This window comes from Oceanisphaera psychrotolerans (assembly GCF_001870485.1).
Classification (GTDB): Bacteria; Pseudomonadota; Gammaproteobacteria; order Enterobacterales; family Aeromonadaceae; genus Oceanimonas; species Oceanimonas psychrotolerans.
Map to the genome: position 1 here is coordinate 56,908 of NZ_MDKE01000070.1, position 22,921 is coordinate 79,828.

21 protein-coding genes and 2 pseudogenes are annotated in these 22,921 nt (G+C 59.0%); 11 read left to right on the forward strand and 12 right to left on the reverse strand.

Going from position 1 to position 22,921, the window contains the following annotated elements; translation table 11 throughout:
- Window positions 1–19: 19 nt before the first annotated feature.
- Window positions 20–1,957 carry an alkaline phosphatase D family protein gene (locus BFR47_RS17075; protein ID WP_245748989.1) on the reverse strand — a complete coding sequence of 646 codons (1,938 nt, stop codon included), beginning with the start codon at window positions 1,955–1,957 and terminating at the stop codon, window positions 20–22.
- A 304-nt stretch (window positions 1,958–2,261) separates the two neighbouring features.
- Between BFR47_RS17075 and BFR47_RS17080 the strand changes: the two are divergent.
- Window positions 2,262–3,280: pseudogene (locus BFR47_RS17080) on the forward strand (AI-2E family transporter).
- Between the two features lie 103 nt (window positions 3,281–3,383).
- Here BFR47_RS17080 and BFR47_RS17085 read toward each other — a convergent pair.
- Genes BFR47_RS17085 through BFR47_RS17095 form a run of 4 tightly spaced genes read right to left on the reverse strand, consistent with a single transcriptional unit; the run spans window position 3,384 to window position 5,359 of the window.
- Window positions 3,384–3,875, reverse strand: a complete 492-nt coding sequence (locus tag BFR47_RS17085) for an ureidoglycolate lyase (protein WP_245748990.1) — start codon at window positions 3,873–3,875, stop codon at window positions 3,384–3,386.
- Window positions 3,876–3,924: 49 nt separating this feature from the next.
- Window positions 3,925–4,440 (reverse strand): 2-oxo-4-hydroxy-4-carboxy-5-ureidoimidazoline decarboxylase, encoded by a 516-nt coding sequence (uraD, locus tag BFR47_RS17090; protein ID WP_071474181.1) that lies wholly within the window; start codon window positions 4,438–4,440, stop codon window positions 3,925–3,927.
- Entirely contained in the window at window positions 4,440–4,739 is a 300-nt protein-coding gene (locus tag BFR47_RS18900; protein WP_245748991.1) for a hypothetical protein, read from the reverse strand. Before BFR47_RS18900 ends, uraD begins: the two co-directional genes overlap by 1 nt.
- Window positions 4,736–5,359, reverse strand: coding sequence for a polysaccharide deacetylase family protein (locus BFR47_RS17095; RefSeq protein ID WP_245748992.1), 624 nt, complete (start codon window positions 5,357–5,359; stop codon window positions 4,736–4,738). The genes BFR47_RS18900 and BFR47_RS17095 overlap by 4 nt, the downstream gene beginning before the upstream one ends.
- A 396-nt stretch (window positions 5,360–5,755) precedes the next feature.
- Here BFR47_RS17095 and uraH point away from each other — a divergent pair, with 396 nt between their 5' ends.
- Both uraH and BFR47_RS17105 read left to right on the forward strand, forming a co-directional pair.
- On the forward strand, window positions 5,756–6,109 hold the full coding sequence (uraH, locus tag BFR47_RS17100; protein ID WP_071474182.1) for a hydroxyisourate hydrolase: 354 nt from the start codon (window positions 5,756–5,758) through the stop codon (window positions 6,107–6,109).
- Between the two features lie 93 nt (window positions 6,110–6,202).
- Window positions 6,203–7,546, forward strand: a complete 1,344-nt coding sequence (locus tag BFR47_RS17105; RefSeq protein WP_071474183.1) for an NCS2 family permease — start codon at window positions 6,203–6,205, stop codon at window positions 7,544–7,546.
- 84 nt (window positions 7,547–7,630) lie between these two features.
- Here BFR47_RS17105 and BFR47_RS17110 read toward each other — a convergent pair whose 3' ends face one another.
- Entirely contained in the window at window positions 7,631–7,972 is a 342-nt protein-coding gene (locus tag BFR47_RS17110; RefSeq protein ID WP_071474184.1) for a DUF3461 family protein, read from the reverse strand.
- 233 nt (window positions 7,973–8,205) lie between these two features.
- Between BFR47_RS17110 and BFR47_RS17115 the strand changes: the two genes are divergently transcribed.
- A complete protein-coding gene (locus tag BFR47_RS17115; protein WP_071474185.1) occupies window positions 8,206–8,457 on the forward strand; it encodes a hypothetical protein in 252 nt (83 codons plus the stop codon).
- A 56-nt stretch (window positions 8,458–8,513) separates the two neighbouring features.
- Here the strand turns inward: BFR47_RS17115 and BFR47_RS17120 are convergent, their stop codons facing one another.
- Together BFR47_RS17120 and BFR47_RS17125 are read right to left on the reverse strand one after the other, a co-directional pair.
- The gene (locus BFR47_RS17120; RefSeq protein ID WP_071474226.1) at window positions 8,514–8,927 is read right to left on the reverse strand and encodes a DUF3461 family protein; all 414 of its coding nucleotides are present in this window, start codon (window positions 8,925–8,927) and stop codon (window positions 8,514–8,516) included.
- A 212-nt stretch (window positions 8,928–9,139) separates the two neighbouring features.
- Window positions 9,140–10,471 (reverse strand): aldehyde dehydrogenase family protein, encoded by a 1,332-nt coding sequence (locus BFR47_RS17125; RefSeq protein WP_071474186.1) that lies wholly within the window; start codon window positions 10,469–10,471, stop codon window positions 9,140–9,142.
- A 268-nt stretch (window positions 10,472–10,739) separates the two neighbouring features.
- Between BFR47_RS17125 and BFR47_RS17130 the strand changes: the two genes are divergently transcribed.
- The 7 genes from BFR47_RS17130 to BFR47_RS17160 all read left to right on the forward strand — a co-directional run bounded on the left by BFR47_RS17130 (window position 10,740) and on the right by BFR47_RS17160 (window position 19,525).
- Complete coding sequence (locus tag BFR47_RS17130) at window positions 10,740–12,536, forward strand: SulP family inorganic anion transporter (RefSeq protein ID WP_071474187.1); 1,797 nt, start codon at window positions 10,740–10,742, stop codon at window positions 12,534–12,536.
- A 140-nt stretch (window positions 12,537–12,676) separates the two neighbouring features.
- Window positions 12,677–13,657, forward strand: coding sequence for an AAA family ATPase (locus BFR47_RS17135; RefSeq protein ID WP_071474188.1), 981 nt, complete (start codon window positions 12,677–12,679; stop codon window positions 13,655–13,657).
- Window positions 13,658–13,852: 195 nt separating this feature from the next.
- Window positions 13,853–15,619: a cobaltochelatase CobT-related protein gene (locus BFR47_RS17140; protein ID WP_071474189.1), complete on the forward strand. Its 1,767-nt coding sequence runs from the start codon at window positions 13,853–13,855 to the stop codon at window positions 15,617–15,619.
- Window positions 15,620–15,820: 201 nt separating this feature from the next.
- Complete coding sequence (locus BFR47_RS17145; RefSeq protein WP_245748994.1) at window positions 15,821–16,945, forward strand: TRAP transporter substrate-binding protein; 1,125 nt, start codon at window positions 15,821–15,823, stop codon at window positions 16,943–16,945.
- A gap of 65 nt (window positions 16,946–17,010) precedes the next feature.
- Window positions 17,011–17,565, forward strand: coding sequence for a TRAP transporter small permease (locus BFR47_RS17150; protein ID WP_071474190.1), 555 nt, complete (start codon window positions 17,011–17,013; stop codon window positions 17,563–17,565).
- Between the two features lie 15 nt (window positions 17,566–17,580).
- Window positions 17,581–18,924, forward strand: a complete 1,344-nt coding sequence (locus BFR47_RS17155; protein ID WP_071474191.1) for a TRAP transporter large permease — start codon at window positions 17,581–17,583, stop codon at window positions 18,922–18,924.
- A gap of 76 nt (window positions 18,925–19,000) precedes the next feature.
- Window positions 19,001–19,525: a universal stress protein gene (locus BFR47_RS17160; protein WP_071474192.1), complete on the forward strand. Its 525-nt coding sequence runs from the start codon at window positions 19,001–19,003 to the stop codon at window positions 19,523–19,525.
- A gap of 95 nt (window positions 19,526–19,620) precedes the next feature.
- Here the strand turns inward: BFR47_RS17160 and BFR47_RS17165 are convergent, their stop codons facing one another.
- The 4 genes and pseudogenes from BFR47_RS17165 to BFR47_RS18910 all read right to left on the reverse strand — a co-directional run.
- Complete coding sequence (locus BFR47_RS17165) at window positions 19,621–19,914, reverse strand: DUF6506 family protein (protein ID WP_071474193.1); 294 nt, start codon at window positions 19,912–19,914, stop codon at window positions 19,621–19,623.
- A 26-nt stretch (window positions 19,915–19,940) separates the two neighbouring features.
- Window positions 19,941–20,888, reverse strand: coding sequence for a bifunctional enoyl-CoA hydratase/phosphate acetyltransferase (locus tag BFR47_RS17170; protein ID WP_071474194.1), 948 nt, complete (start codon window positions 20,886–20,888; stop codon window positions 19,941–19,943).
- A 215-nt stretch (window positions 20,889–21,103) separates the two neighbouring features.
- The gene (locus tag BFR47_RS18905) at window positions 21,104–21,955 is read right to left on the reverse strand and encodes a thiamine pyrophosphate-dependent enzyme (RefSeq protein ID WP_425434034.1); all 852 of its coding nucleotides are present in this window, start codon (window positions 21,953–21,955) and stop codon (window positions 21,104–21,106) included.
- Window positions 21,956–21,958: 3 nt separating this feature from the next.
- Window positions 21,959–22,863, reverse strand: a pseudogene (locus BFR47_RS18910) (thiamine pyrophosphate-binding protein); the annotation flags it as partial.
- Between the last annotated feature and the right edge of the window lie 58 nt (window positions 22,864–22,921).

Sequence of the window (22,921 nt, forward strand, 5' to 3'; positions counted from 1 at the left end):
TCAGCGCCTCGCCGAACACTCAGCGCTCTTTCCTGCTCAGGGTCGCCTTTGGCTCCGCCGCCTGCTCGGCGACAAAGTCGACCGCCCCCTCATGGGTGATCTGCCGCACCAGTATCGGCTCGCCGGCCTCGTTGAACCGGACATAGCCGATGCCGGAGCGATTCAGCAGCCGCTCGCCCCTCGACGCCGATACCGGCGGATGAGGCGTGATCTCCAGCCGCCGCCGCCGGGTCAGCCAGTTCAGTGGCGAGCGGGGGGCATACAGCCAGCGGTTGAGCCGGTCCAGCACGTCCAGCAGCCGGGCCGGAAATTCGTTCTTGATACCGCTGCTGGTGATCTGCCAGATATGGGGCTCCCCGCCGCGATACCGCAACTTGATGTCGTACATGAAGGAGTAATGCACGTCTCCCGACAGGATCACGTAGTTGGCCGGGGTCCGGGCATGGCGGAAGATGTTGAGGATCACGTTGGCGGTGCCCTTATGGGCCATCCAGTTTTCCGCATCCACCAGCAGCGGCTTGCCAAACCAGGTGAAGATCTTCTGGATCACCTCGATAAGCTTGACCCCGAATACCGGTGTTGGCGACACGATCACCACCGCCTCGTGATGCAGCAGCTCGCCCTGCAGCTCGGTCAGGGCCTCCCAGTCCATCAGCCCCGAGGGCCGGCCAAAGTTGGACTCGGCCCGCCAGCGCCGGGTGCGGGTATCCAGCACCAGCAACTTGGGACTGGTCGGCAGGCTGTAGTGCCAGCTCTCGAATTTCAACAGATGATCGATCAGTCGATCCTGGGATTGCGCGGTCGGCCGCTTGCACCAGGCATCGAGCAAAGCCATCGGTTCATCTTTGAAGGCATCGGGATCGTTGCCCCAACCCTGACAGAGCAGGTAGCCCACCAGCGCATTGCCGATGATCCTGCGCGAAAAAGGATGACCATAGGCGCTTTCTTCCCAGGCCGCGGTCAGGTTCCAGTCATCGGTGACATCATGATCGTCGAAGATCATCAGGGTCGGCAGGTGAGCGAGCAGGCGGCGCACCGCCGGCAATCCCTCCACAAAGGCGGCCAGCCGTTGCCGTTCGGTCTGATATTGCTGCTGTCGTTCCGGGCTCAGTTCCGGCTGCGCGTCGGACAGGCCGCGCCAGGGCTCCGGTGACCAGACCAGAAGATACATGGCCAGCACCTCGGCCAGGGTGATCAGATGGTTGTCGGCACTGCTGGTGGTGAAGATGGGCTTGCGCGCCCCTTCGAAGAAACGCTGCTGCAGCGTCTGGTTGCCTTTGATGCTGGGCAACAGCTCGCTGCGACGATAGTAGTTGAGCGGACTGGCGAAGAGCTCGGCGCTGTCGGCGACCAGGGCGCCCTCCAGGGTTTCCGGATACAGCCCCAGCTCGTCGATCAACTGATGAATGGCGGTGAGCATGGGCCCGGCCACGTCGTCCGCATAGATTTGATCCCCACTCAGCATCAGCACCGCCGGGCGACTCAACGGCTGGGCATGGCATTGCTGCAGCCAGGCATCGGCCGCCACCAGTCCGTCGGGCGCGGCGTGATGGGGTTTGCGACAGGAGCCGTGCAATACCTCGTCCAACCGGCTGCGGATCACCAGACTCGGCAGGCACTCCTCCGGATAACACAGTTCGGCGGCCCAATCGGCCATGCCGTGCCAGTCATCCTGTGCCGACTCACGCCATTGCAGATCGTACGCAATCAAGGTGTCGGCCGGCAGCGGGGTTTCAAGCGTGATGTCCAGCAGCTGGATAAAACAACGCTCTCCCACCTGCAACTGCTGCTGCCGGTCGCCGGTGATGTCCTGGGGCGGGCTGTCGGGCAACAGCAGCCGGAATTGTACCGGCGTCCGGCTGGCCAGCCAGAACACCAGTCGCTCGCAGCTGGCCCGGCGCAGTAGGGGTCCGGCGAGAATGGTCGTATTCATGTCGTGTTCGGTAGCTAGATTCATGCCAGCATCATAACGGGGTCGATCACCACAGGAAAGACAAGACGCTCGGGCTGCGCCGAGCCCTGCCGTTATCCCGGCCTGAAGAGCGAGCCATGTCTGGTCTGAATGGCAGATGCCGGCGCCAGCCCCTTGCTGCCACGAGGGGAGATCAAGGCTGGCAGCCAGGACAAGTCCTGTGCTGGCGCCAGCCTTTGTCGCCGAACCACTGGCTTCGGCCTCCGCCCTTCTTTACCATGGGTTCAGTGTCTTATCAGGGATCACCACTACCATGCGCGAAAAACTCGAACAACGCTCTTTTCTGTTTATGCTGCTGTTGGTCAGCCTGCTGTTCGGGTTGCTGCTCAAGCCCTTCTGGGGCGCCATTTTCTGGGCCTGCGCCATCGGGGTCATCTTCAACCCGCTGCAGGAGCGCATTCTGCGTCTGATCGGCCCCAAACCCAATCGTGCCGCCCTGCTCACCCTGCTCCTCTGTATGTTCATCGTGGTGCTGCCGGTGCTGCTGATCGCCACCTCCTTTATTCAGGAAGGGCTGGCGCTCTATCAACGTATCGACAAGGGCGAGATCAACCCGGCCGGGTGGCTGGAACAGATGCGTGACGCCTTTCCGTTGATACCCGAGCTGCTGGAGCGACTGGGCATCGATATCGACAGTATCCGGCAGAAGCTGTCCGAAGGCGCCGTGGCGACCAGCAAGCTGCTGGCAGAAAAAGCCATCGGTGCCGGCCAGAGTACCTTCGCCTTCGTGATGAACGTGGCCTTGATGCTCTACCTCAGTTTCTTTCTGCTGCGCGACGGCCACCAGCTGATCGAACTGCTGGTCAAGGCATTGCCGCTGGGGGATGCACGTGAACGCCGGCTGTTCAGCAAGTTTTCGGAAGTCACCCGGGCCACGGTCAAGGGCAACATTCTGGTGGCCATGGTCCAGGGCGCCTGGGGGGCTTTATCTTCTGGGCGCTGGCGATTCCCGGCCCCTTGCTGTGGGGAGTGGTGATGGCCTTTCTGTCGCTGATCCCGGCGGTAGGCGCCGGCCTGGTGTGGCTGCCGGTAGCGTTGTACCTCTATGCCACCGGCAACTGGATTGCCGGCTCGGTACTGGTCGGCTTCGGAGCCCTGGTGATCGGCCTGGCCGATAACGTCCTGCGCCCGTTGCTGGTAGGCCGCGATACCAAGTTACCCGATTATCTGGTGCTGTTCTCCACCCTCGGCGGCCTGAGCCTGATGGGCATCAACGGCTTCGTGATCGGCCCGCTGGTGGCGGCGCTGTTCCTGGTGTTCTGGGATATTTTCACCCGCGAATTCAACGGAGAAGATCCGTATCAATAGCGAGGCGTGAAGCGTGAAGCGTGAAGCGTGAAGCGAGCAAGAATTGGAGCTTCCTCTTGCCTGCGGCAAGAGGAAAAATACACGGCTTAGTCGAGTTCTACGGTCAGCCGGATGGACTCGTCAAAGTAGAATTCGTCACAGTTGTTGCCGGGACCGCGCGATCGACCACCAGGAACTCGTCGCCATCGTGCAGTGCCATGATCGGATGATGCCAGACGCCACGGTGATAGTTGACGCCCTGACGACCGCCGGCGCGGAAGGCGCGCACGGTCGCCGGGTCGATATTCATGCTGCCGTCGCCAACAGGGGCAACCACCAGCAGAAACTCGTGGCCGGACAGCGGGATAAAGGACTGGGAACCGAACGGGTGACGTTCCAGCATCTTGATCGGCAGCGGATACGCCAGGGTGTCGGCCCGGAAAATATTGATAATGCCCTCGCCCTGTTCGTCCAGCTGCACATCACCCAGCTTGTGGTAACGACGGGTAGAACCGTTGTTAATCATGAAGTAATCGCGACCTTCAGACTCGATCACGTCGCCAAAAGGGGCGAACGCTTCCCGAGTCAGCGGCTCTATCTTCAGGGTCTTGATCATTGCTCCCTCCGAAAAGCATAACAACGGGGTGAAACCACCCCGTCCCTTATTACATAGCGCTCAGACGGAACTGAGCTATCTTGTTGATTTCTTTAACTGCACGGGCAAATTCGGTGTCGTAGTCATTGTGAATACGCTCTTCGAATGCCGCCAGGATCTGGTGCCGGTCAGACCCTCTCACCGCCATGATGAAAGGAAAGGCGAACTTTTCCTTGTAGGCGTTATTCAGCTCGGTAAAACGGGCAAACTCTTCGGCGGTACACTCGCTGATGCCGGCGCCGGCCTGCTCGCTGGTAGAGGCTTCGGTCAGCTCGCCGCGCTGGGCGGCCTTGCCGGCCAGATCCGGGTGAGCGTTGATCAGATCGAGCTGCGCCTGCTGGTCGGCATTGCTCATCACCGCCGCCATGCGGCGGTGCAGCTGTTCGATGTGGTCATCTTCCGCGGTCAGCCCCTGATCGAAGGTCTGCTCGGCCACCCAGGGAGAGTGCTCGTAGATGTCGGCGAACGCGGCCACGAATTCGTCGCGGCTCATGGTGCTGGGAGTACAGGTAGTAAAACGGCTCATTACTTGTTTCCTTTATAGGGATGGTGCTCGTGCCAGTGCCGGGCTATATCGATACGGCGGGTAAACCACACCTGATCGTGGCTGCGGGCGTACTTGATGAAACGCTCCAGACCCGCCATCCGGCCAGGGCGCCCCAGCAGGCGGCAGTGCATGCCGATGGACAACATCTTGGGCGCCTCGGCCCCCTCTTCGTACAACACGTCGAAGGCGTCTTTCAGGTACTGGTAGAACTCTTCACCGTTGTTGTAGCACCCCTGACCGAAGCGCATGTCGTTGGTGTCCATCACGTACGGGATCACCAGGTGGCCCTGACCATTGTTGTCGACCCAGTAGGCAGATCGTCGGCGTAGGAGTCGGAGTCGTACATAAAGCCGCCCTCTTCCATCACCAGCTTGCGGGTGTTGGGGCTGTCACGGCCGGTATACCAGCCCAGCGGCCGTTCACCACAGACTCGCTCGAAGATTTCCAGCGCCTTGTGCAGATGCTCCCGCTCTTCTTCTTCGCTCATGAACTGGTAGCTGATCCACTTGTAGGCGTGGGAGCAGATCTCGTGACCTTCGTCCATGAACGCCCTGGCGATTTCCGGATAACGCTCGATGGCGGTGGCCACGGCGAAGATGGTCAGGGGAATGTCGTAACGCTTGAACAGGCGCAACAGACGCCACACACCAGCACGGCTACCGTATTCGTAGATAGACTCCATGCTCATGTGACGGGCATCGGGAAACGACACCGCGGCCGGCATTTCGGACAGGAAAGCTTCGGATTCGCCATCGCCATGCAGCACGTTACGCTCACCGCCTTCTTCGTAGTTCAGCACAAAGTTGATGGCGATACGGGCCTGGTTCGGCCACCTGGGGTGAGGCGGGTTGGCACCATAGCCGACGAGATCGCGAGGATAGTCGTTGTGTTGGCTCATCGAAAAAACTCCTTGAAACGCAGGTTTGAGACACCAGCCGAGACAAGATATGCAGCAGGGGCTGGCCAGTCATAATATTGATTTTATTGTATACAATAAAATCAATATGTGTAAATAACAGGTTTGATTTTTGTATCACATCATACCGAAAATCTTGCTTTGAACCACCAAAGTAAAGACAATCCTGCCTGGTCAGGATAATAAATAATGCAATGTCACCGGAAATTGTGATCATTATGCTTGATTATGTTAATTAAATGTAGACTAGGCGATATTATCTTGATATAAAACTAACCCTGTCACCGCACTCTCCTGGCCACAATATGGAACAAGGAAAACCGCGAAGACAGTACCTTGAATGAACGGAGACGCGTAATACGCGCAAGGTAACGAACCATGGGAAGATTAACCACACATATCCTCGACGCTTCGAAGGGCCTGCCCGGCTCCGATATTAAAATCGAACTGTATCGGGTTGAAGGTGAGCACACTACTTTGATCAATACTGTGTACACCAATAGCGATGGCCGTACCGATGCCCCCGTGCTGGAAGGCGAAGACTATGTGCCCGGCAAATACCAATTGGTGTTTCATACCGGTCCCTATATGAAGAGACAAGGTGTTGAACTGCTGGAGCCAGCCTTTCTGGATGACGTCGTCATTCGCTTCGGCCTGGCCGAAGGCCAGGAACACTATCATGTACCACTGCTTATCTCACCCTACAGCTACTCTACCTACAGAGGCAGCTAACGGGTAGCATACAGCACCAGCCAACGCCGAAGGTCACCACATATCGTTCGGCATTGGCTGTCTGTCATTCCATCTACTCGAGGACTTCCGGTCATGGAAAATGCCAAACATGAGTCAACCCCGCAATCCATCCCAACTTCCGGGGGCATGCTTGAAAAGTGGTTTAAATTGAGTGCCCATGGCACCTCGGTCAAAACCGAACTGGTTGCCGGCCTGACCACTTTTATCACCATGGCCTACATCATTTTTGTTAACCCCAATATCATGGCCGCCTCGGGCATGGATGCCGGCGCCGTCTTCGTGGCCACCTGTATCGGTGCCGCCATTGCCACTCTGTTCATGGGTCTGTACGCCAACTGGCCGGTCGGTCTGGCGCCGGGTATGGGCCTGAATGCCTTTTTCGCCTTCACCGTGGTCGGCGAAATGGGTTACAGCTGGGAAGTCGCGCTCGGCGCCGTGTTCTGGTCCGGCGTGATTTTTACCGCCATGAGCTTCTGGAAAATTCGTGAATGGGTGCTCGACGCCATTCCCGAATCGTTACGCTATGCCATGACGGCCGGTGTCGGCCTCTTTCTTGGCCTGATCGGCCTGAAAACGGCCGGTATCGTCACCGCCAGCCCGGCCACCCTGATCACCCTCGGCGATTTGACGCAACCCAGTGCCTGGCTCGCCGCCGTCTGTTTCCTGACCATCGCCATTCTGGTACATCGCAGGATATTCGGCGCCGTATTAATCGGCGTGATCGGCGTGACTCTGGCGGGTCTGTTGATGGGCATCGTCGAATACAACGGCGTCTTCGCCATGCCCCCCGGCATCGCCCCCACCTTCATGAAACTGGATATCATGGGTGCGCTGGATGTAGGCATGATCACCGTGATCCTGTCGTTTCTGTTCGTGAACATGTTCGACACTGCCGGCACCCTGATGGGCGTGGCCGAGCGGGCCAACCTGCGTCGGCCGGACGGCTCCATCGAAGGCCTGAAAAAGTCCCTGAAAGCCGACAGCGCCTCTTCCGTCATCGGTACCTTCGTTGGCTGCCCGCCGGTAACCAGTTATGTGGAAAGCGCCGCCGGCGTGGCCGCCGGGGGCCGCACCGGCCTGACCGCGGTCACCATTGCCGCGCTGTTCCTGCTGTCGATGTTCCTGTCACCGCTGGCCGGCATGATACCGCCCTACGCCACTGCCGGTGCCCTGCTCTACGTGGCCTTCGCCATGATGAGCAGCCTGGCCAGGATCGAATGGGACGATTATACCGAGATGGCCCCGGCCGCCATCACCGCCCTGATGATGCCGCTGACCTTCTCCATCGCCAACGGTATCGCCATGGGCTTTGTCAGCTACGCCGTTCTCAAGTTGGCCACCGGTCAGGCGCACAAGGTCTCGGTCGGCGTCTATGTGCTGAGCGCCATCTTCATTGCCAAGTTCATTTATATGTAACGCCACGATGTAATGGCTCGGACAAACAAAAAACCACCGGCTCAGACCGGTGGTTTTTTTATGGTGGCCAGACGATGCCGGTAGTCAGTCCGGCAGTTCGGCCAGCCTTCGTTTGAGTTCCGCCATCTTGTCCTCCATGACCTGCTCGAGCTGCTCCAGATTCTGTACTATCGCCATTCGTGGATCGGGCTGGCGTTGTTCCAGTATCTGCTCAAGCTCGGCACGAACCTGCTGCAACGTGGCCTGAACCTCGGAATGGTTATCGCAGGGAAAACGAAACTTGAGGCTGGCCGGCAGGCAGGAGTCGGCGGGGCGTTCGAAATAGACCTTCAGCACCTCATGATCATGATGACGGCTGATGGTGAAACGACTGATGGCATCGATGTCATCGATGCCCATGGCGGTCAATGTCGTGGAAACTGGCATACCGATAATCCCTATTGGCCGGAAAGAAGACAGCGTAGCAAAACCGACCTTGAAATGACATTACAAGCTGTTAACACAGCCTAGCGGCTGTTTGCCCCCGCGATTAGAACCAGTCAACCTGAACGATGAGTCCAGCTGGCCCTATCGTTCTGGTGACGCTGGTGCTAGCCGTCAACCGCCGTGCCTTTTAGATTGGTATCTGTACCCAATCTCAACCAATAAGGAACCGGTTTATGTCGGAACAAAAGGAAGTGACCATCCATCTGAACGATGCCACCGCCCGTCTGTTTGCCGAGTACGAAGCCTTTACCCGGGTCACGCCGGAAGTGTATGTGCAGCAACTGATCGAAAAGACGATGCCGACGCTGGAAGCCATGGTTGGGGCATTACGCGATGCCAATGGCGATGAAGAGGCGGTCATGGAGTTGTTTGGCAAGAAAATGGCGGAGTCGATGTTGAGACAGCAACAGGCTCAGGCATCCTGAGTCGCCGTCACCAGAACAGCAGCATCGAAAAGGGCGGCCGAGCCGCCCTTTCTGCATTAGCTGAGTGCTTCAATCTGCCGGCGGAGTTCGTCCAGCTTCGCCTTCATCACCTGCTCCATATGCGCCAGATCGGCCAGCAACTGCTGTTTGGTATCCTGCGCCGCTACGTCATCACCCGCCGGCACCTCGGCGGGCTGCAGCAAGGCCTGCAATTCTGCCAACGCCTGACGAAGGATCGGGCTGGTGTCTTCCAGCTTGTGCCATGCTTCGGTTTTCTGAAATTCGACCGGTACATTGGTCCTGGCGCGGGCAAAGGTGAACTTCTTGCTGCGCGACAGGAAAGATCCGCTCGGCCGGCGATAATAGACCTTGAGCACATCGGCCCGGACCTCGCGGCGCAGGCTGTAACGGCTGATGCTGTCGAAAGAAGTGATTCCCATCTGTTCCAGGGTTGGATACGTTGCTGTCATCTGTTTGCCCAAAAAAGTAATACGACTAAAAATATACTGCTACAACAAGCAAGTAGCAGTGTATTGCACTAGGGGCGTCGGATCCGTGACAGTAGATAAAGACGGGGCCATTCCTGGCGGGAGAACTCACGCAATACATAATAGCGGGAATTGTAAGCAAACCCTGCCAGAAATGACAGGGCCAGATGTTAATACCGGCTGGAACCAGCCTGCTAGACCGATATCAGCAATGTCTTCAGGTGGCAGAAGGCCTTGATGTTGAACCGCCCCTCCGGCGCCGGGCTGAATCCGGACGGATAGCCCTTGCCCTGATAAGGATCCATATTCACCAGGCTGGATCCAAACGGCAGCCGTCGCGCCAGCCGTTCGCCCTGAGTCAGATCCCGGGTCCAGATGCTTACGGTGCCGTCCGGCCCCAGCTCCTGACACATCTCGCTGATCGCATCCATGTGCGGCACCCGGAGCACGCAGGCCAGGGGACCACTCAGTTGCCGGCGAAACACCGGCATCTCGGGTTGTACCCGATCCAGCAGGGAAGCGGGATAATACCAGCCTTCCCCGGCCGGCAACTCACAACCCTGTTCGACCCGGGCACCATCGGCCAGTGCCGCTTGCACCTGTTGGTGCAATTCATCCCGCTGTAACCGGGTGGCCAGCGGCCCCAGCGTGGTACTCAGTTTGTCCGGCTCTCCCGGCTGCAACTCGGCGAGCCGGGCCGAAAGCCGGGCCACAAAGTCATCGGCAATGCCCGGAGTCACCATGAAGCCTCTCGCCGCATGACCCAGCTGGCCGGCATTGCGAAAACGGGAGCGCAGTGCCGCCTCCACCGCCATATCCAGATCCGCATCATCCAGGATGATATGCAGCTCGGTTTCATCCAGTTCCAGCACTATCGGCTTCAACTGCTGTCCGGCCAGTGCCGCCACCCGGCTGGCATCTTCCCGGTTGCCACTGAACGCCAGCGCCTTCACCCGGTCGTCGGCAATCAACGCGGCAACCTGCGACTTGGTAATCAACAGGCTGGACACCAGCCCATCGGGCGCACCGGCCTCGGCCAGCAGCAATTCGATTTCCCGGGCACAGTGCGGCAGGTTCTCGGCCAGCTTCAGCAGCATGACGTTACCGGCCATCAGAGTTGGCGCCAGCACGCGAAACACCTGCCACAAAGGGAAACGCCAGGAGCTCAGCAGCAGTATCGTACCCATGGGTTCGAAGGTGGTCATGCTTCGCGCCAGCGGCAGCATGGCCTGACCGTGGGCGGCAAAGTAGGCACACTCCAGCGCACAGCGGTCCACCTCGGCCAGGGCTTCGCTCAGCAGCTTGCCCATGTCCCGGGTCATGCACAGTGCCAGTCGCTCCCGATTGGCGGACAACAGTGACGCCAGCCGGTTCAGCAAGGCGCTGCGTTCGGCAAAGGCGCTATGCCGCCACGCCTGTGCGGCCTGACAGCTCTGCTGTACGCGTCGTTCGAGTTCGGAGGCAGACAGCGTATCGATACGCTCCACCTCAGCCCCGGTTGCCGGGTGATACGAGATAAATGCCATAATGCCCCTCCCAGCTGTTTTCTGCCTGGCTGGCGGTGCAGAATGGCACCTCCACTTCGGCAAGGGATGACGGCTGCGGTGATATAATAAAAAATACGAACTGCGCCACCGCCGCCGGCTCATTGTAAAATCGTTTCTGCCGTGACGTTATCCGGATGTTAACAGTGCAACAATGGCCAGTTATCCTCGATCGATAGATCCAAACCTTATCGCCCGCCGCCAGGTTCCTGACGGCAACGGATGCACGACAACACAAGGGAGAATAAAGATGGCAAACAAGGCCCTGAGCAAACCGGATATCTGGACCCGGTTGCTGCCGTTCCTGCAGTGGACGCCGCTGGTCAATGGTACCAGCCTGCGGGCAGACGCTCAGGCCGGGCTGACCAACGCCGTTATCGTGTTGCCCCAGGGCGTGGCCTATGCCCTTATCGCCGGCTTGCCGCCGGAATACGGACTCTACGCCGCCATCATACCGGCCATTATCGCCGCCCTGTTCGGCTCTTCCTGGCACCTGATCTCCGGCCCGACCGCCGCCATGTCCATCGTGGTATTCACCTCGGTCAGCCCGCTGGCAGAACCGGGGACGGCCGAATTCATCGCCCTGGCGCTGACCCTGACCCTGATGAAGGGGGTCTTTCAACTGGTGATGGCTGCGGCCCGGCTCGGCGTGCTGGTCAACTTCGTTTCCCACTCGGTGGTGATTGGTTTTACCGCCGGCGCCGCCGTGGTCATCGCCGCCAGCCAACTACAGAATCTGCTGGGATTGTCGCTGCCAACCGACGGCAGCTTTACCGACAATGGCTGGCAGGTATTGAGCCATTTGTCCCAGGCCGATCCCTACAGTCTGGCGGTGGGTCTGCTGACCCTGGTAAGTTGCATACTGATCAAGAAAATCCGTCCGCGCTGGCCCAATATGCTGCTGGCCCTGGCGCTGGCCAGCGGACTGGCGCTGTTACTCGACCCCGGGCAACAGCATATCGCCATGGTGGGGGCCATTCCCGCCAGCCTGCCACCATTGAGCATGCCCGATCTCAGCTTCGGCAGTATCAGCGCGCTTTCCTCCGGCGCCCTGGCCATCAGCCTGCTCGGGCTGGTCGAAGCCTCTTCCATCTCCCGGGCCATCGCCAGCCGCTCCCATCAGCGACTGGATGACAATCAGGAGTTTATCGGCCAGGGCCTGTCGAATCTGGTCGGCGCCTTCTTCTCCTGCTATGCCTCTTCCGGCTCATTTACCCGCACCGGCGTCAACTATACCAGTGGTGCCCGAACCCCCCTGGCGGCGGTATTTGCCTCGCTGTTCCTGCTGGTGATACTGCTGCTTTTTTCCGGCATCACCGCCTGGCTGCCCATCCCGGCCATGGCCGGTCTGCTGCTGGTGGTGGCCTGGAACCTGATCGATGTGCGTCACATCAAACTGATCTTCCGTGCGGCCAGGTCCGAAACCACGGTCCTGCTGGTCACCTTTGCCGCCACCTTGCTGGTGGCACTGGAGTTTGCCATTTATGCGGGGGTGATACTGTCACTGGTGTTTTATCTGAAACGAACCTCGACCCCGCGCATCGTGTCCATCCTGCCGGACCCGGATGCCAGGCACCCGTTCTTTGTCAGCGCCGAGCAACGACGCCTGCCCTATTGTCCGCAGCTGCGCATCATTCGCATCGAAGGTTCGCTGTTTTTCGGGGCGGTAAACCATGTGCAAGAATACCTGCAGAATATCCGCGAGCCCCGCCTGCTGATCGTGGGCAACGGCATGAATTTCGTGGATATCGTCGGTGCCGAAATGCTGTTGCAGGAGTCTCAGCGGCGACGGGCCGCCGGGGGCGATCTCTATCTGGGCAACCTCAAGGAGGGGGTGCTGCGGACCTTGAAGCGCAACAACCTGATCGAGCAACTGGGTGAGGATCATATTTTCATCAACAAGGGCCAGGCCATTCACCGTATCTACAACCAGCTGGATCCGGCGGTTTGCAAAACCTGTACCGCCAGAATTTTCCAGGAATGCCATATCGCCCCGCCGGGTGAAAAGCCGCTCGAGGGTAGCACCATCACGCGACAGAAAGTCTGAACACTGCCGGCAGCTCAGGGGCCTGCCGGCGGCCCACTGGCTACATCCCCCCGTGCTAACTGGCCCCTGCCCGGGGCCGGACCGGCAGATACACTGTTAACACTCTGTTTACCCGTGTCGCCGCAAACGAGGGCAATACCATGACCAGTCTTATTCACGACCATCCCAGCCGGCTTGTTTCGGTACGCGAACTGTTCAATATCGATTCCGACTTCAAGGTGCCGGTGTTCGATAACAAGGACGAGCACGTGCCCGACATCGATCCGGCCTATTGCTTCAACCCGGACGTGACCATGGCCATACTGGCCGGCTTTACCCGCAATCGCCGGGTACTGGTTCAGGGCCTGCACGGTACCGGCAAATCCACCCATATCGAACAGGTCGCCGCCCGGCTGAACTGGCCCTGCGTGCGGGTCAATCTGGACGGTCATATCAGCCGGCTGGATCTGGTGGGCAAGGACACCATAGCGCTGAAGGACGGCAAGCAGATCACCGAGTTTCAGGAAGGCATAGTGCCCTGGGCCCTGCGCCGGCCGGTGGCGCTGATCTTCGATGAATTCGATGCCGGTCGCCCGGACGTGATGTTCGTGATCCAGCGGATACTGGAACAGGATGGCAAATTCACCCTGCTCGACCAGAATCAGGTGATCAACCCTCATCCCTACTTCCGGCTGTTCGCCACCGCCAATACCGTGGGCCTGGGCAATGTCAACGGCCTCTATCACGGCACGCAGCAGGTCAACCAGGCGCAAATGGACCGCTGGAACATCGTGGCCAGTCTGGATTACCTGCCCCGGGAAGACGAAATCAGCATCGTGCAGGGCAAGGTTCCCCGCTACGCCGACGAGCGTGGCTACCAGCTGATCAGCACCATGGTGGCGGTGGCCGAGCTGACCCGTTCCGGTTTTGCCGCCGGCGATCTGTCCACCCTGATGTCGCCGCGCACCCTGATTGCCTGGGCCGAAAATACCGAGATATTCGGCGATCCGGCACTGGCGTTCCGGCTGTCGTTCCTCAACAAGTGTGACGAGGCCGAACGCCCGCTGGTGGCCGAGTATTACCAGCGCTGTTTCGATCAGGAACTGGAAGAGTCTCAGTCGCTCAAACTGGCCCTGATGTAATCGATATGATCGGATTGAACCGACGTTAATCAAGGTGGATACCCGCATGCTGCGTGAGGGAGGCAAAACGGCTGACTTCCCGGCTCGCCGCCACTCCTGCATGGAGACTCGGCGGCACGGTTCATGACGCAGATGGCCGGCCAAGCGAATCCTTTCCCGTCGGTTCCCTCTCTCGCCTTGTGAGGAAGCCCCAAGATGACCAAGCCCCACACTACTCCGGGTACTCCGGACTCGGATCAGGCCCAGCAAGAACGCCGGCAGCAACGACTCGAAGAACTGAGCGCCGCCCTGATCCGCGCCCTGTCGGACCAGCATGCCCTGCGTTACCGCGGCCACCGGCTGGAATGGCAGGGACGGCCCTATCCGCTGCGCGCGCCTCATCTGCACCCACAGCAGGGACTGGACGACCTCGGCTCCTTTCGTGGCGTCGCCGATGCCATCGCCCTGCGACTGCGCCACAACGATGCCGACCTTCACCGGCAATGGTTGCCGACGCCGCCCGTCGCCCGCCTGATATTCGAACTGTTGGAGCAGCTCCGGGTCGAGTCTCTGGTCGAATCCTGGCACCCGGGCAGCCGACATAATCTGCATCACCGCTTTGAGGCCTGGAGCAATCAATTCCAGGCCTCGGGCCAGACCGAAAGCCATATCGGACTGCTGTTGTTCACCCTGGCCCAGATGAGCTGGGTTCAGCTTGGCGGCGGGCCGCTGGACGAGCCCACCGAGATGATGATTGAGTCGACCCGCATGTTCCTGTTGCGGGAAATCGGTCCCGCCTTCGGCCTGATCCGCCGCCACCGCCATGATCAGGCCGCCTTTGCCGAGCAGGCCCTGTCCATCGCCCTGTGTATGAACGAGCTGATCGATGATCTCGGCCAGCGGCAAGGCGCCGATGGTAAGCAGGAAGACGCGCTCACCGAAGATACCAAACGGGCGTTCGGTCTGTTGCTGGATCTGGATGGCGGCGATGAGGCCGGCCTGCTCTCGGCCGAACAGGCCTACAATAACCGTCTGCGCGAGGCCGCCGATAATCTGGACTACCGGGTTTACGACCGCGGTTTCGATCGGGAATGGCCAGCCCACAAGCGGGTACGGCCCGAGCTGTTGACCCGACTGCGTGAAGGTCTGGATAACCGGATCCGAGAGCAGGGCCTGAACCTGAATGTGCTCACCAAGAAACTGCGCCAGTTGCTGGCTCGCCCACAACGCCAGGGCTGGCGCTTCGGCGAAGAGGAAGGCCAGCTCGACGGTCGTCGTCTCTCGACGCTGGTCACCTCGATAGCCGACCGGCGCGTCTTCAAGCAGGACAAACTGGAGCCGAAGGGGGATGCGGTCGTGACCTTCCTCATCGATAACTCCGGCTCCATGCGTAACCATATCGAAAGCATCAGCATGCTGGTGGATACCCTGGCCCGGGCGCTGGAGCGAGTGGGTGCCAGGGTGGAAATACTGGGCTTCACCACCGGGCACTGGAACGGTGGCCAGCCACTCAAACGCTGGCAGCGCCAGGGACGCCCGGCCAACCCCGGCCGGTTGAACGAACGCTGTCACCTGATTTACAAGGACGCCGATACTCCCTGGCGACGGGCGCGCCGGGATATCGCGGCGCTGCTCAAGGATGATTTGTTCCGCGAGGGGCTGGATGGCGAGGCGCTGCAGTGGGCCGAACAACGACTGTTGGCACAGCAGGCCCGGGATAGACTGTTGCTGGTGATCTCCGACGGTTGCCCCATGGATACCGCCACTCGCCAGTGCAACGAACAGGATATTCTCGATCTGCACCTGCGTCAGGTCAGTGGCCGGCTGGAACGGGAGGGACGGATTGCGCTCTGCGCCCTGGGCGTGGGGCTGGACCTGAGTGATTATTATCGGCACAGCCAGTTACTGGATCTGAGCCGGTCTCTGGACAACAAGGTGTTCGACGAAGTGCTGGCACTGATCGGCAAATCAATGCGAGATTAGGGAACAAAAAGATAACAAATACTTTACATTGATGTGCTCGTAACTGCCTAAAATTAAGGGGTTTTAATACTGGTCCCAGTCTGATGATTCATGTGGCCCTAACCATTTCAAGCGCCAGCTTCGACTATTGTCAGTGGGTCATTCGTCTCATCCTGACCAGAAACAGGGGTCACCCGGCCCGTGATTTTGGCATGAGGCGGCATGAATAAAGCCAGTTGTAGGCAGAGTGAAAGCTTTCACCTGCTTGGCATCACGGAAGGTCCCCGCTCCCCCTCAGTGGCGGAGCATCAGAAACTGGAGCAAGAAGCCATGATTTTAAAACAACGCTTTGTAAAACCCCTCACAGTCGCACTTTGCCTGACGGCGGCGGCAGTCACCAGTTCACTGGCTCAGGCCGCCACCTTCAGAGTGGCGGTGGGTGACGGCGCCGGCAGCGCACAGCACGCACTGGGACTGAAATTTGCCGAAGAGTTCAAGGCAAAGACCGGCGGCAAGCATGACACCAAGCTGTTCCTCAACGGCCAGCTGGGCGACGAGCAGGCCACCGTCAACGACGCTTCCATGGGGCTGCTCGACTTCTCCATCCTCGCCATCAACAACGTCACTCCCTTTTCTCCCACCGTCGGCGTACTCACCCTGCCCTACATGATGCAGAGCCTGGATGACGCGGTGAAACTGACCCAGGGTGAGGTCGGCAAGGAGCTGACAGAAAATACCATCCGCGACGCCGGTGTTCGCATCGTCGGCTGGACCTATACCGGTTTCCGGGTACTGACCAACTCCAAACACCCGGTGAACAGCCTTCAAGACCTGCAGGATCTGAAGATCCGCGTTCCTCAGAACGAAATCATGATCGATACCTATCGCGCCTGGGGCATCAATCCCACCCCCATGGCCTGGTCCGAAACCTTTACCGGTCTGCAGTTGGGGGTGGTCGACGGGCAGGACAACCCGTATCTCACCATTTATTCCATGAAGTTTGATGAAGTACAGAAGTACATCACCGACATCCGTTATCTGTTCTCCATCGAACCGCTGGTTGTGTCTGAAGCCGTTTACCAATCTCAGCCCGCCGATGTACAGCAGGCCATTCTGGAAGCCGGCAAGGCAGCCACCGAGCACAGCGCCAAGTGGCTGGTTGAGCAGGAAGACAAGATCAAGGCCGAGCTGACCAGCAAAGGCATGGAGATCACCACCCCGGCCGATGGCGAAAAAGAGTGGATGGATAAAGCCGTCGAACAGGTCTGGCCCAAGTACTATGAACAGCTCGGTGGCAAAGAAAAGTTGAATGAAATCCTGACTTCCCTGGGACGCGACACCATCTAAACCGTTGCTTCAACCAGAATGCACCCGGCTTCTTGCGGGTGCATTCTTCTCAGAGAGGTATCGCCATGACCATTGGCAAACTGCTATTCAAGATCATCGATAATATAGAAAATGTCATCTGCAGAACGCTGCTCGCTTCTTTTGTTATTCTGCTGTTCATACAAATCGTATCGCGCCAGGTATTCAATTACTCCATTTCCTGGAGCGAAGAGTTGTCAACCTACATGTTTGTGTGGTTCGTGTATTTCGGCGCCAGCTATGCCACCAAACTGGCGGCCCACAACAGGGTGACTTTTCAGTTCAAATTCTTTCCTCCTGTCGTTGCCGTCATTTCAGAGGCCATAGCGGATCTGATCTGGGTATGCTTCAACGGTTACTTCGTCTTCCTCAGTTATGACTTTGTATTCAACAAGATGAATCTGTTCTGGAAATCCCAGACCCTGGGCTTCCCGATGAAATATGTCTATATGATTCTGCCCATTGCCTTCGCATTGATGACGCTGCGCATTTTGCAGGTCAATTATTACAAGCTGGTCAAAGGCATCGATATCCGGGATCCGGAATCTCTGGAAGTCGAGAAACTGATCGAATCCTCCGACCAACAAAACAAATCGAGTTAAGGCAGGAGCAAACCCATGGTTGAATCATCTGTCGTCATGATATTATTCGGGAGCTTCCTGCTGTTATTGCTGCTTGGCGCTCCCATCAGTGTGTCTCTGGGGGTATCCGCTCTCGCCTCTTTCCTTTATCTCGGCGAGAACCCCATCAAATTCGTGCAAATCGCCTTTACCTCTGTGGGCTCTTTTCCCCTGATGGCGCTGCCGGCCTTTATTCTGGCCGGTGCCCTGATGGAGGCGGCGGGCATCTCAAGGCGGCTGGTGGATCTGGCCGAAAGTTTCGCCGGCCCCTTTACCGGCGGCATGTCCGCCGCCACCGTAATGGCCTGCATGTTCTTCGGCGCCATTTCCGGCTCCGGCCCGGCCACCACCGCCGCCGTCGGCATGCTGATGATACCGGCCATGGTGGATCGCGGTTACAGCAAGGGTTACGCCTCGGCCATTACCGCCTCTTCCGGTGGTCTGGGCGTGGTGATCCCGCCTTCGATCCCGATGGTTATTTTCGGTATTTCGGCCATGGGCATGATGCCGCCTCCCGAGGCCATTGCCGCACACGGCCAGTTCCAGTCGGTTTCCATCCCCAAGCTGTTTATCGCCGGCTTCCTGCCGGGCATGGTGCTGGCCGGAGGCTTGCTGATCATGAACTATTTCCTGTGCAGGAAGCATGGTTATAAAGGCACCACCGAAAACTGGTCGGCCGCCACAACCCGTACCGCCCTGCGCAAGGGATTCTGGTCGGTACTGGCACCGGTCGTGATACTCGGGGGCATTTACAGCGGTCTGTTTACGCCGACGGAATCGGCCATTGTCGCCATCTTCTATACCCTGGTGATCGGTTTCTTCGTGCACCGGGAGCTGAAATTCAAGGATGTGATGCGCTCGCTGGAAACCACCACCTGGCTCACCGGCCGTGTGTTGCTGATCCTGTTCACCGCCACCGTCTTTGGCCGTTTGCTGGTAGAAAACCAGATCCCGGCCATCGTCGCCTCCTCCATGCTGGAGATGACCACCAACCTGTACATTATCTGGGCCCTGATCATCTTCTTCCTGCTGTTTGTCGGCATGTTCATGGAAACCCTGGCCGCCATCATGATACTGACCCCGGTACTGCTGCCGGTGGCCTATAACCTGGGTATCGATCCCATTCACTTCGGTATTGTGGTGGTGTGCTGTCTGTCCATCGGCTTCCAGACCCCACCGCTGGGCGAAAACCTGTTTATCGCCTCCGGTGTGTCCGGTACCTCCATCGAGGAAATATCGCTGCGTGCGCTGCCATTCGCCATAACGTCGGTGCTGGCCGTGTTTATCATCGCCTACATACCACAGATCACCCTGCTCCTGCCCCGGCTATTGGGGTATTAGCGCCAGGCTGACTATCATTGAACAAGGGTCGGCACCTGTCGGCCCTGTCTTTGCATTTACCATGAGGAATGCGCCGATGTTGCCGGAAGTGAACAAAATTCTCTACTGTACCGACCTGTCCAAGAATGCCTCGTACGCCTTCCAGTATGCCGTTTACCTGGCCAGAAAGACCGGTGCCGATATCCATATCCTGAAGGTGGTCGAAGAACTGTCCAGCGACGAACGACTGACCCTGCAGTCCTACATTCTCAACCAGAGCAGTCGCGAGGAGTTTTTACACCACCGGATTAACAGTGCCCGGGAGCAGCTACAGCAGCGCCAGGACTATTTCTGGGAGGTCATCGCCCCCGAAGACAAGGACATGCGCACCAAAATCGTCGGCTGCGAGGTGGTGGAAGGCTATCCTACCCAGACCATTCTCAAACGTGCGAAAGAGCTGGACTGCGATCTGATCGTGATGGGCGCTCACGAGAAGGGCTGGTTTCATACCCTGCTTGGCAGCGTGGCCAAGAATGTACTGCGGGAGTCGCGTATCCCCACCCTGATAGTGCCGCGCCCGGAAAAAGTCGCCACTGCCGAACCGGCGATCCAGAAGCACTGACTCCCGCCCTAACGGCAAGGCCAAAAAAAGACGAGACCGGAGTCTCGTCTTTTTTCGTTGATGGCGGATCCAGCGCGGGATCCGTCGAAGCAGATTCAGGGCCAGTCGACCCGGCTCTGATCCTGCTCACGGTACTGCACCCGGCCCAGGGGCACATGATCGTTGATCGCCTCGCGGATCTGCGCTTCCTCCTCGGCACTGAAACCACCGCACAGCTCAATCACCTCGATGCGACGGGTCAGCATTTCCTGGGCCGCCATGATGGCTTCTTCCAGGCTCTGTACGCCGGACACGGCGATATCGAACAACTCACTCTTGATGCGGCCATGGTGCTTGAACAGCTCCAGATCCGCTCCTTTTACAATAAAACCATAACGGCTGAGCGACATAATCGACTCCTTCACAAAAGCTGAATTCAGGATACCGGCACCATAACAGTCGCCGTCTGATGCGCGCAATACAGGGACGCCAGGGCACAGGAGGCCAGGCGAGCCTCCGGTGGATCGGCACGCGAGGTCAGGATGATCGGCACCCGGGCACCCAGCACCAGACCGGCGGCAGTGGCTCCCATAAAATACACCATCTGCTTGAACAGGAAATTACCCGACTCCAGGTTGGGCACCAGCAGAATATCCACCTGTCCGGGAACCTTCCCCTTGATGCCCTTGATGGCCGCCGCTTCCGGCGACACCGCATTGTCGAACGCCAGCGGACCTTCCACCACGGCGCCGGGCAGCGCCCCCATGGCCGCCAGCTTGACCAGCTCGGCCGCGTCCTGACTCGATGGCATGCTCTTGCTCACCTCCTCGGTGCCCGACAACAGGGCGACCTTGGGTTCGTGATTACCCAGCGCATGCATGAAGCCGACGGCGTTACGGGCAATATGCAGCTTGTCGAGTACCGATGGTTGCACGTTGATCACCGCATCGGTGATACACAGCGCCTTATCGGTACCGGGCACCGTCATGTAGAACACATGGCTCAGCCGGCTGTCGGTACGCAGACCCGCCGCCTTGTTGAGCACGGCACGCAGCAGAATGTCGGTGTGTACATGCCCCTTCATGATGGAATGCGCCTCACCCTGACTGACCAGCGCCACCCCCAGCCGGGCCGCCTCGGTTTCATCGGCGGCATGGACCAGGCGCACCTGCTCCAGTGGCCAGTCCAGCGCCTCGGCCTGACGGCGCATGGTCTCGATATCTCCCACCAGTATCGGTTCGATCAGTCCCTGTTCGCTGGCCATGCGGGCGCTGGCCAGCGAGACCTCGTTGACGGGGTTAATCACTACTGTGGTGACTCGGGGTTGTTGACGGGCCTGCGCCAGCAAGCGGGCGGGGCACTCCTTTGGCTTGGTACTCAACATGATTCCCTTCCTTCCTGACTGACAGAAGACAACCGGACACCACTGAGGGCAGTGATCTCGGGTTATATCCCGTGTTGGACTCTTCATAAAAACGATAATGAAGCAGAGGAAAAAAAGGGCGGGTTCACACCGCCCTTGTTATCACCGTTCAACGACATCGCCGATGGATAAATCTCATCCGGCATGGCTGCCCGCCGGGTGGGCAGCCAGCGCTATCAGCAATAGTCCTTGTACTTGTCCAGGTGACGTACCGGCTTGGACAGGGCGTCACGACGGAAGGGGTCGCCCAGTTCGCGGGTACAGAGAATTTCGATAACGGTAGTCTTGCCTTCCTTCTGGGCGGCACAGGCGGCCTTCAGCGCCGGACCTACGTCTTCCAGACGGTCAACCGTGACCCCTTCGGCACCCATGGAGCGGGCGATGGACGCGAAGCTCGGGTTTTCCAGGTCACCGGCGACGAAACGACGGTTGTAGAAGTCGACCTGGTTCTTCTTCTCGGCGCCCCACTGACGGTTATGGAACACGATGGAAGTTACCGGAATGTTCTCACGCACACAGGTCATGATTTCCATCATCGACATACCCCAGGCGCCGTCACCGGCATAGGAGATGGCGGTACGCTCGGGCGCGGCCACCTTGGCACCGATGATGGTGGGCAGGGCGTAACCACAGTTGCCGAAGCTCATGGCGGCGAAGAAGGAACGCGGCTTCTCGAAGCGCAGGTAGCTGTTGGCCACCGAGTTGATGTTACCGATATCGGTGGACACCATGGCGTCTTCCGGCATGGCTTTTTCCAGCTCGCGCAGTACCTGGCGCGGATGCAGGAAGTTGCCCTCTTCTTCGGCCTGCTCGGCAATCATGTCCAGCGAGTAGTCGTCTTTTTCGTGGATCCACTCGTCCAGTTCTTTTTCCCAGGCTTCTTTCTCGGCGGCGATTTCGCTGGCACGGGCGCCCTTGGTTTCCAGGCAGTGCACATTCATCGCTTCCAGGCGACCCAGCATGGATACCGCGGCGGCCTTGGCATCGCCACAGATACCGACGGAAATCTTCTTCACCAGACCCAGCATCTTGGCATCGCAGTCAACCTGGATGATCTTGGCGTCTTTCGGCCAGTAATCCATGCCGTGCTGCGGCAGGGTACCGAAGGGACCGAGGCGGGTACCCAGCGCCAGTACCACGTCGGCACGGGAAATCAGCTTCATGCCGGCCTTGGAGCCTGGTAACCCAGGGGACCACACCACAGCGGGTGGCTGGCGGGGAAGGAGTCGTTGTGCAGGTAGCTGTTCACCACAGGGGCACCGAGGAACTCGGCCAGCGCCTTGCACTCTTCAACCGCACCAGACATGACCACACCGCCACCGGAGATGATGACCGGGTTCTTGGCCTGGGCCAGCAGCTCTGCCGCTTCCTGCAGGCTCTGCTCACCACCGGCACCACGCTCGATGCGGATCGGCTGGGGGATTTCCACGTTGATGTCGCCGTAGAAGAAATCACGGGGAATGTTCAGCTGGGTAGGACCGTTTTCCAGCATGGCACGGTCGAAGCAGCGAGCGGTCAGCTCGGCCATGCGAGCCGGGTTGGCCACATGCCCCTGATACTTGGTGATGGTTTCGAAGAACGGCAGCTGCTGTGCTTCCTGAAAACCACCCAGGCCCTGGCTCATGGAGCCGGTTTCGGGAGTGATACAGACCACGGGGCTGTGTGCCCAGTAGGCGGCGGCGATGGCGGTAACAAAGTTGGTGATGCCGGGGCCGTTCTGGGCGATACAGACCCCATGGCGACCACTGACACGGGAATAACCGTCGGCCATGTGGCCGGCACCCTGCTCGTGGACTACCGGGATCAGGCGGATACCGGCCGGAGCGAAAATATCCATGGCATCCATGAAGGCAGAACCCATGATGCCAAAGGCATCGGTTACACCGTTGGCCGCCAGAGTTTCGACCAGAGCTTCACTAGGAGTCATACGTGGCATAGCTGTCTTCCTTTTGCTGTGTCCTGTCGGTAGCGGTAGGTTCCGCCACCCCGGAGTG

Excerpts from the sequence above, each read along its gene's own strand:
- uraD (WP_071474181.1), bottom strand. The coding sequence starts at position 4,440 with ATGAGCCGTTTTACTACCTGTACTCCCAGCACCATGAGCCGCGACGAA.
- BFR47_RS17140 (WP_071474189.1), top strand. The coding sequence starts at position 13,853 with ATGACCAAGCCCCACACTACTCCGGGTACTCCGGACTCGGATCAGGCC.
- BFR47_RS17145 (WP_245748994.1), top strand. The coding sequence starts at position 15,821 with ATGAATAAAGCCAGTTGTAGGCAGAGTGAAAGCTTTCACCTGCTTGGC.
- BFR47_RS17135 (WP_071474188.1), top strand. The coding sequence starts at position 12,677 with ATGACCAGTCTTATTCACGACCATCCCAGCCGGCTTGTTTCGGTACGC.
- BFR47_RS17110 (WP_071474184.1), bottom strand. The coding sequence starts at position 7,972 with ATGCCAGTTTCCACGACATTGACCGCCATGGGCATCGATGACATCGAT.
- BFR47_RS17155 (WP_071474191.1), top strand. The coding sequence starts at position 17,581 with ATGGTTGAATCATCTGTCGTCATGATATTATTCGGGAGCTTCCTGCTG.
- BFR47_RS17170 (WP_071474194.1), bottom strand. The coding sequence starts at position 20,888 with ATGTTGAGTACCAAGCCAAAGGAGTGCCCCGCCCGCTTGCTGGCGCAG.
- BFR47_RS17120 (WP_071474226.1), bottom strand. The coding sequence starts at position 8,927 with ATGACAGCAACGTATCCAACCCTGGAACAGATGGGAATCACTTCTTTC.
- BFR47_RS17165 (WP_071474193.1), bottom strand. The coding sequence starts at position 19,914 with ATGTCGCTCAGCCGTTATGGTTTTATTGTAAAAGGAGCGGATCTGGAG.
- BFR47_RS17125 (WP_071474186.1), bottom strand. The coding sequence starts at position 10,471 with ATGGCATTTATCTCGTATCACCCGGCAACCGGGGCTGAGGTGGAGCGT.
- BFR47_RS17115 (WP_071474185.1), top strand. The coding sequence starts at position 8,206 with ATGTCGGAACAAAAGGAAGTGACCATCCATCTGAACGATGCCACCGCC.
- BFR47_RS17085 (WP_245748990.1), bottom strand. The coding sequence starts at position 3,875 with ATGATCAAGACCCTGAAGATAGAGCCGCTGACTCGGGAAGCGTTCGCC.
- BFR47_RS18905 (WP_425434034.1), bottom strand. The coding sequence starts at position 21,955 with ATGCTGGGTCTGGTGAAGAAGATTTCCGTCGGTATCTGTGGCGATGCC.
- BFR47_RS17075 (WP_245748989.1), bottom strand. The coding sequence starts at position 1,957 with ATGAATCTAGCTACCGAACACGACATGAATACGACCATTCTCGCCGGA.
- BFR47_RS17105 (WP_071474183.1), top strand. The coding sequence starts at position 6,203 with ATGGAAAATGCCAAACATGAGTCAACCCCGCAATCCATCCCAACTTCC.
- BFR47_RS17095 (WP_245748992.1), bottom strand. The coding sequence starts at position 5,359 with ATGAGCCAACACAACGACTATCCTCGCGATCTCGTCGGCTATGGTGCC.
- BFR47_RS17150 (WP_071474190.1), top strand. The coding sequence starts at position 17,011 with ATGACCATTGGCAAACTGCTATTCAAGATCATCGATAATATAGAAAAT.
- BFR47_RS17130 (WP_071474187.1), top strand. The coding sequence starts at position 10,740 with ATGGCAAACAAGGCCCTGAGCAAACCGGATATCTGGACCCGGTTGCTG.
- uraH (WP_071474182.1), top strand. The coding sequence starts at position 5,756 with ATGGGAAGATTAACCACACATATCCTCGACGCTTCGAAGGGCCTGCCC.
- BFR47_RS17160 (WP_071474192.1), top strand. The coding sequence starts at position 19,001 with ATGTTGCCGGAAGTGAACAAAATTCTCTACTGTACCGACCTGTCCAAG.